Source organism: Flavobacterium sp., assembly GCF_049240005.1.
Lineage (GTDB): Bacteria > Bacteroidota > Bacteroidia > Flavobacteriales > Flavobacteriaceae > Flavobacterium.
The window spans coordinates 1-8491 of sequence record NZ_JBMLTK010000123.1 but is presented as its reverse complement, the minus strand read 5'-3'; the positions used below and the strand labels follow the sequence as shown (position 1 = coordinate 8491).

Sequence of the window (8491 nt, the reverse complement as noted above, 5' to 3'; positions counted from 1 at the left end):
CGTTAGCACCATCGTTGTTCGGTGAAATACCACGTTGGATAATACAACCGATGTTTTCAATGTTTATAGATTCAATGGTAAAACATCCATCTGCAGTGGTTACTTTAGCAGTAAATGTTCCTTCAGAAGTAGCAGTAATTACATGTTCTTCTGCTGTTGGTACAAATGTTCCCGTACTAGTCCACTCGATGTTGCTGCTAGCTAAATCAAATGATTCATCAACAGGAAGCACACGAACAATATATAAATTGTTTTCACATCCAGATTCGAATGTAATGTCGAACTCGGGAATGATAGTTATTTCAACCGTAGTAATAAAATCTGCGCAACCAAAGTCGCCAGGCACTAAAAATGTAACAACATAGGTTCCTGGATTACTTGTAGACGGATTAATTTCACCAGTAGAAGCGTTTATTGATAATCCTGTAGGTGCACTAAACGTTCCAGAGGCTGAGGGTAGATTTTGAATCTGTTCAGAAGTTGAATTCTTACAAAATGCAGCATCACCGTAAGATATAGTTCCAGTCACAGGCGCAGTAATGGTTAACGTGAAGTTGGCAGAATCAGCTCCACAGCCACCAACAGCAGGTATTAGATTGGTAATTGTATAAGTTCCAGGAGTAGAAGCTTGAATGTTTATTTCACCGGTATTTTGGTTTATTACTAACCCATTAGTTGAAGTGAAAGTACCAGCAACTGCACCGTTGCCGAAGATTGGAGTAATTGAATTACTGTTACCGCAATACTCAGTAGAAGAATAGGTGAAATCTGCCTGTGTTCCCGGAGTTATAAAGATAGGGAAGTCAGCGAAAACTTCCGCACAGCCGCCGGTAGCACTGATCGTATGGCGAACCGTATAGCTTCCAGGAGTAGAAGTTGCTAGATCTATAACTCCAGTTGTCGAGTTAATTACTAGTCCTGCTTGTAACGATGTAAACTGACCAATAGCGACCGAAGGTGATGGATTTGCTGCAGTATTACAAAATTCACTTGCATTATAAGTAAATGCTGCATCTGGTACTGGATTGATTGTTACTTCGAAAGTGTCAAAAACTTCTTGACATGCCCCATTGGCGGCGATAGTATTTGTTACCGTGTAAGTCCCGGGAGGCGTTGCCGCTAAGTCAATCTCACCACTCGCACTATTGATCACCAATCCGGGAGTACCTGTAAATAAGCCTGCAGTTTCTTCTAGAATAGGAAGCGGATTTGGGTTATTCTTACAATATGCTGTTTGAGAATAAGAGAATTCAGGAGACAGCGCATCAATTATTGTGACTTCAACAGTTGCGCTAATTTCTCCACAAGTTTCTGTAGCTGCAATGGTGTTTTTAATTGTATACGTTCCTGGCTGACTAAGTTCAAGATCAATAGCTCCTGTTAACGGTTGTAATACTAGACCAGCAGGCTCGGCAGAGTAGGCCGTTGAAGCTTCTGGTGCCGTGGTAATTTCTGCGAAAGCACCATTTGCTTGACAGAACGAAGTTGAACTATAGGCAAAAGCTGCGCTAGGAGCATCCGTTACCGTAAAAGTAACAGGTACTACTGCAAAACATGTGGACAAAATTGTACTTTCAACACGAATGTATATAATTCCAGAAGATAATAATTGGTTTCCGGATAGTCCTAAATCGCCAATGTCATCTGTTGCTGCATCAAGACTATTATGTGAAGTTATCACGTAATCTGCTGGATTGAGCGTTCCTAAAACCGTTGCTTTGACAGCATCGAAGTCGAAAGTAGCTTGTCCAGGTGTAGCGTCTGAGTCGCACTTTACATATTCAGTTGGGGTAGTTACATTAATTGCGGGCCCGAGCGTAACAACAATTTCGTCGAAAACAGGATTTAATCCACAATTACCCTCAACGCGGTAAGTTCCAGATTGAGTAGCTACATAGGTTGCCGAAGTTGCGCCAGGAATTGGTGTGGTAGATGGAAGCAAGAACCATTCGAAAGTAGATGGAACGTTGTTAACATCCTGAACATCTTCAATAGCATTTAATGTAATTGAGTCGCCACACGCTTCAATGTCTGGTCCGAGACCAACATTACAGCAAATAGTCTCTCCCGCGTCAGCATCATTGAAGTTTGTTTGTACTAATCTAATCAAACCGGCTTGACCATTGAAATTGGTTATCAAGATTATATAAAATTGTCCAATTTGAGCGTCTGGTATGGTAAGTGTTTCAGTAAAGCTACCGCTGTAACTACAATCTACAATATTTCCTTCTGGATAAAATGCAGGATTCGTAGTGTTGTTAGGACAAGGCGTAGGGGCACAAGGTCCAAAAACAATTTCATTACAGCTTTCAGGCGAATCGAAAGGTCCCCAAGCTACAAAGTCTACGTCCAGGTTGTTTCCCGTCGGATTCCCTTCGGCGTCAAACTGCGTATTTTGAAGAATGTTAAATACGAGTGGGCCATTTTGTCCAACGTTTAACGTGTAGTAGGTTGGGTTTGGTGTAGTGAACAAGCAAGCAATCTGACCTGTAGATGTTACTCCCGTAGTGTTTGCGTAGATGTAAGGCTCGTCTGGTGACGATCCACAGAACGGTTCTGCGCTATCACAAGTTGAAATCGAACGAACACAAAGATCAAATTCAACTGCTTGAGGAATATTTGAATTTGACCACACGCGAACATAATAGGTTTGTCCAACAATAAAGTTTGTTGCATTACTGATAAGACTATCTGCCGCAGAACAATAGCGGAAAACTAGACCATCACAAGTTCCCGTGTAAACTGCATGGTTTAAATTCGTGGTTGTACCTTCAATATTCAAAAGTTGTATGAAGTGTGTTGTAGAAGTTGCAACAAAACTAAACCATACATCATCATCGGCAGTTCCAACACAGCCCGCAGGAAGGTTTCCACCCGTTGGTGTTGCACCAATTAAGTTTGCAGTTGCGGTTTGATTACACACTGAACTAGGATTTACAGGAGTTGGAATAGCTGTTGCACAAGTGTCGTTTCCTGAAGGAGGTGGAGGCGTATTTACGCAGACATTAAATGTTGCAGAGGCACCAGCGGTAGAAGCAGAAGTATAAACGCGGATATAATATACTTGATTTACAGTCAGACCTGTAGCAACTCTTGTAGTTTGCGTCGTACAATAAATTTGAGTTAGGGCATCGCAATTGCCAGTAAATAAACTATGGTTTAGTGCAACATTGGCAGATGTACCCACGATATCATTGATGTTAATTACATGAATTGGGCTGGTTGCAGTAAAAGAGAACCAAACATCGTCGTCAGCAGTTCCACATCCTGCACCAGCTGCTGCTGGAGGAGTAGATGCTGTTGCGCCAAGAGTACTTCCCGCAACGTTAAATGAAGGCTCGCAAGTCCAAGTTGGATTTACAGGAACATTAGTTGCGCCCAAACAATTGTCGTTTGCTGGAGGTGATGTTATACAAATTTCGAAAGTAGCTCTTTGAGTAGCTGCACTTCCGCTAGTGTATGCACGAACATAATAAGTTTGTCCCGGTGTAAGTCCAGTTGCATTTGTACTATAAGCAGTACTACAGTATAATTGCGTTAAGTTATCGCAGCTTCCCGAGAAAACGCTATGATGAATTCGAGCGCTAGTTGGTGTAATATCAACATTATTGATATTGATTGTTTGTGTTCCAGAAGGACCAGCAACAAAGCTGAACCAAATATCATCATCGATTGTTCCGCAACCTTGACCAGCATTTGCGGCAGGAGTACTTGCAGTTCCGCCGTAAGTGTTACCTAGTACATTATTCGCTGGAGCACAAATCTGTCCACTATTTACAGTAACAGGCAGTGCAGTTGCACATTCGTCGTTGATTGGTTTAGTGATGAATGTATGCGGATTCAGGATAGTCCAAGCGCTACTCTCAGTAGGCGAACAGATAGCCTTAACATAATAAGTGTAAGCTGTTGAAGGCTGCAATGCATATCCAGTAGCTGCACTAATCGTGAACGGATTCGTAGCAGAAGGAATTGTAGGCGGTGTTGGAGGGTTATTAGTTGGTGCAGGTCCGCCTTGTGGAACGATATAAATCGCATAACTTCCCGCTGGAGGAGTAGAAATATCAGTCCAGCTTAAAACAGCACTTGTTGCACTTGAAACTGCAGTTAAAGCAGTTGGTTGAGCACACGCTGGTGGGTTACAATTGGTAACGCCTGTATAAAGTACCGTAAGCGGCGCTCCTTGACCAGGAAGTTTTGTAAATTCTACATCATTGAATGGTGTAACAATAGTAAATCCTATGTTGTCTGGGTTTGTTCCAGCAGCACTCCAGAATACATCGAAAGGTACGTTCGGACAAAGGGCTACAGTGACTCCCGCGGCAGAATTAATACCTGTTGCACCCAGAGTAGCCACTACAATTCCGTTCTGACGAACCTGCATACGACCATTATTCCATGTGTTTCCAGCAGATGCAGTTGATAGAAGAAATTTGTAATTACATCTGTCGGCATCAAAACATGTATCCGTATTAAAGACAGGGAAAGCCACCCAAATACTTGGGTCTGGTCCCGGACAAACCGTTCTTACCCAAGCGTAATAGATAGTCGCTGGAAGAAGATCAGTTGCCGTAAATGTTGTTGTAGTAATGTTTGTATATGTAGCTGGTGTAGCTGCTGTTGGCGCTACGTTTACCGTACTCACATAAATCTCCCAAAGCGTATTTGTTGGTTCGCCCGCCGTCCATGAAAACGTAGCCGACGCTGTGGTTGCTCCCGGAGTCGAAATCGCAGGGGCTGTTACAAGTGGCGTAGTAGGACGGAAACATGTTGGATCGGTAGTTGCTGTTGCAGGTCCTCCCCAAGCAGAATTCGACGGATTATTACAATTTACTCGCACATAAACGCTGTAAGCAGTATCTGGAATCAGAGATCCTACAGGGAATGTAAATGAAGGGTTGTTTGGATCAGCAACTGTTATATCATTAAAAGTAGGAACTGAATCTGCTGTAGGAGCCGTAGAACCAGCTGGCAAAACTATGATATCCCAAGACGTAGTTGCTGGAGCACTCCACGTTACAGTTAAAAACGTTGTTTCAACAGACGCTGCAGGTATCGTTACGGCTGTAGGGGTCAAGTCGCATCGCGGCGTCTGACAGTCTACCGGTTGTGTTGTGAGTACGCTACCTGGAGTGCCGGTATTTTGGAGTTTTGTAAATACAGTTTGACCAAAGTTGTTGATTACATTTAGGATACATTGCCCAGGCTGCGTACCTGGCGTACTCCAAAATATATCAAACGGAATATCGTCGCACAAACCTACAGTTACGTTAACCGGTCCAGCACCACTAGTGTACGTTGGTCCAAGTGTAGCAACCACAATACCAGCCTGACGCACTTGCATGATAGCTCCGTTCCAACCATTATTTGCAGAGTCTGTTAAGCGGAAGGTATAATCACACTTATTTGAAGCTTCACAAATTAAAGTATTGAAAAAGAACGGGCCAGCCCATCCTGTGAAAGATGTACCTCCTGGGGTACATTCTGCACGAACCCAAAATTCGTATTGGGTAGCAGGGGTTAGTGTGGGTTGGTAACTGTTGGTATTAACACTTACTCCCGCCCCCGTAGGAACTCCTGTTCCCGCAGGTTGTACGGCCACTTGCCAAGAAGTGAACTCCGTACTTGTCCAACCTAAGGTTGCTGTGGTTAATCCTATTTCTCCAGCAGTTAAAGCTGTAGGTTTTGGCGCACAATCTTCCCGCTGAATAAGTAAAGTGTAAGGAATTGATGCAGTGGCTTGACTAGATGAAATAACAATGATGTAGGTCTGCCCAGCAGTCATCGGCACAACTAACGAACGCGGCGTTCCCTGTGCATTAGCAATTCCGGCAATACACGATGTTCCAATCCCAGCACAGCTGTTATATACAAAAAGCGAAGAGTTATTTGCTCCCGGCGTCATTAATATAGAAACGTTACCAGTAATATCAGGCGTGTAGCTGTAAAAAACCTCATTCCCTGCCAAGTAATTTGTTCCCGCTGGTGTAGCACCACAGCCAGTTCCTTGGGTAGTATCTACTTCATCGCCAAAGTTCAACGTGTTACCTGCGGTTTGGTAAGGTAATGTTTGTACAACTAGCGGATCGGCACAAACCGAGCCTAAAGGAAGTGTACAAAACGGAAACGGACCTGCCCAACCACTAGTTAACGTATCTGGCGCAGTTCCACAGACTGCTCTTACATAATATTGATAACACTGCCCTGGAGCAAAAGTTAATGGCGATCCAGCCGTGTTAAAACTTGTTGGGTTTGTGCCTGGAGCACTTACAATCACACCAGTACCTGTTGGATCCTGGCCCTGAGGTACTACTTCTATTTCAAAACTTGTTGCAAGTCCCGGATTGTTCCACGTAAGTGTTATACTTGTAGACTGCGGATTTGAAGCGTCCAAACCGTTAGGGTTTGAACAACGTGGACGGACCCGTACGTCATCAATTAACCAACGATCACCAGAACGGGCATTCGTTAGCTGTGTATGCACACGAACAAAAGCTATATACACAGTCTGTCCGATAAAGGCAGCTGGAAAATCTATAACTTTCTCAGTATATTGCGTTATATCACCGTTTAAGTCTTGTAAATCAGACTCGGTGTACGACTGTATTATTTGAAAAGCCGCCTGGTTATCTTGTGTAGCATTTAAAGAAGCTCGAATTTGAAAAATTGAACCTTGATCACCATTCTGAGCCTGTCGCGTCCAAAAACGCAACTGTCCATTCGCTGGAACAGTCAGCTGGGTAGTAATCATCCAGTCTTCTTCGGTGTTGCCTGCTCCAATCTGTTCCAAAGGAATCAAAGCAGCATTAGCGCCCGAATAGGCGGCAAGTCCCGATGGGTTAACCGGGTTGGGTGTTGTGTTTAACATCCATTGCTGGTTTACACCAATTCCAAAGTTAGGACCAGCCGGAGCATTTAGCTTTAGCCATCCCGCTGGAAAACCGCTTTCAAACGTCTCCGTGAATTGTGCAAATCCCGCAAAAGAAAACAACAATGCAATCAAAAGTGCAATTCTTTTCATAAAACGAGTTCTTAAAATTAAATCAGGTAAATTTTTCAATTTATGGATTCCAAATTTATACATTTTTAAGAAAGCGCTAACAAAAACTTATGTTTTAACGATTTTATTCAGTTTTCGCTATCCGGACCAATTCACTAAACCTATTTGTTTCACTACCTTTGTAACCTCTTAATTTGATTATGCTCGAAGTAGAAAAAATTGATATTGAAAAAACCGTACTCGTAGGAATTATCACCCAAAACCAGTCCGAAGATAAACTCAACGAGTATCTCGATGAACTTGAATTTCTGACATTTACAGCCGGTGGAACCGTCGTTAAACGCTTCACCCAAAAACTCGAACGACCCAATCCGAAAACCTTTCTCGGAACCGGAAAAATGGAGGAAATTGCCGCATACATTCAAAAATTTCACGTCAATACCGTCATTTTCGACGATGAACTTTCGCCTTCGCAACAAAAAAATATCTCGAAAATTCTACTAGCAAAAGTCCTCGATCGAACCAATCTCATCCTCGATATCTTCGCACAACGCGCCGAAACATCCTACGCCAGAACCCAAGTCGAACTCGCACAATGCCAATATTTGTTACCCCGACTTGCCGGAATGTGGACACACCTCGAGCGGCAAAAAGGTGGAATCGGTCTCCGTGGTCCCGGTGAAACCGAAATCGAAACCGACCGCCGTATCGTTCGCGACCGTATCGCGCTTCTCAAAGAAAAAATCAAAACCATCGACCGCCAAATGTCGGTGCAACGCAGCAACCGTGGAGCCATGGTTCGTGTGGCGCTCGTCGGGTACACAAACGTCGGGAAGTCAACGCTAATGAACGTCATCTCGAAAAGCGAGGTCTTCGTCGAAAACAAACTTTTCGCTACACTCGACACCACCGTCCGAAAAGTCGTCATAAAAAATCTGCCTTTTCTGCTCTCCGATACTGTGGGTTTCATCCGAAAACTTCCAACACAACTTATTGAGTCGTTTAAAAGTACGCTCGACGAAGTGCGCGAAGCCGATCTGCTGCTCCACGTTGTCGATATTTCGCATCCCGATTTCGAAGACCATATTGCAGCCGTAAACCAGATTTTACAAGACATTAAGAGTAACGATAAACCTACACTGATGGTCTTCAATAAAATCGATGCCTACAAACATCAAGTTATTGAAGAAGACGATTTAATGACCGAGCGCACGCGTAAACATTACACACTCGACGAATGGAAACAAACTTGGATGTCGGAAAACGGAACCGATACCGCTGTTTTTATATCGGCTGTCAATAAAGAAAATTTCGAAGATTTCCGGGCGCGCGTCTACGAAGAGGTTCGTAAAATCCACATCAGCCGCTTCCCGTACAATAAATTTCTGTACCCAGATTACCACGACGCCGTCGAAGAGTAAACTAACGTGAGTTCGATGTAAAAATTAAAGTTAGAAATCATTTAAATAGTTGATTACAAGGCGTATTTTCTTT

General features: G+C 43.4%; 2 protein-coding genes. One reads left to right on the top strand and one right to left on the bottom strand.

All coding sequences use genetic code 11. From position 1 onward, the window contains the following. A partial coding sequence (locus ACOVQQ_RS12285) for a choice-of-anchor J domain-containing protein (protein ID WP_421818455.1) occupies nt 1–7018 on the bottom strand: 7018 nt, incomplete at its 3' end. A gap of 179 nt (nt 7019–7197) precedes the next feature. Here ACOVQQ_RS12285 and hflX point away from each other — a divergent pair. After that, nucleotides 7198–8418 carry a GTPase HflX gene (hflX, locus tag ACOVQQ_RS12280; protein ID WP_421818454.1) on the top strand — a complete coding sequence of 407 codons (1221 nt, stop codon included), beginning with the start codon at nt 7198–7200 and terminating at the stop codon, nt 8416–8418. Nucleotides 8419–8491 lie beyond the last annotated feature (73 nt).

Bases quoted from the DNA above. Each gene is read 5' to 3' on its own strand.
- hflX (WP_421818454.1), top strand. From the start codon at position 7,198: ATGCTCGAAGTAGAAAAAATTGATATTGAAAAAACCGTACTCGTAGGA.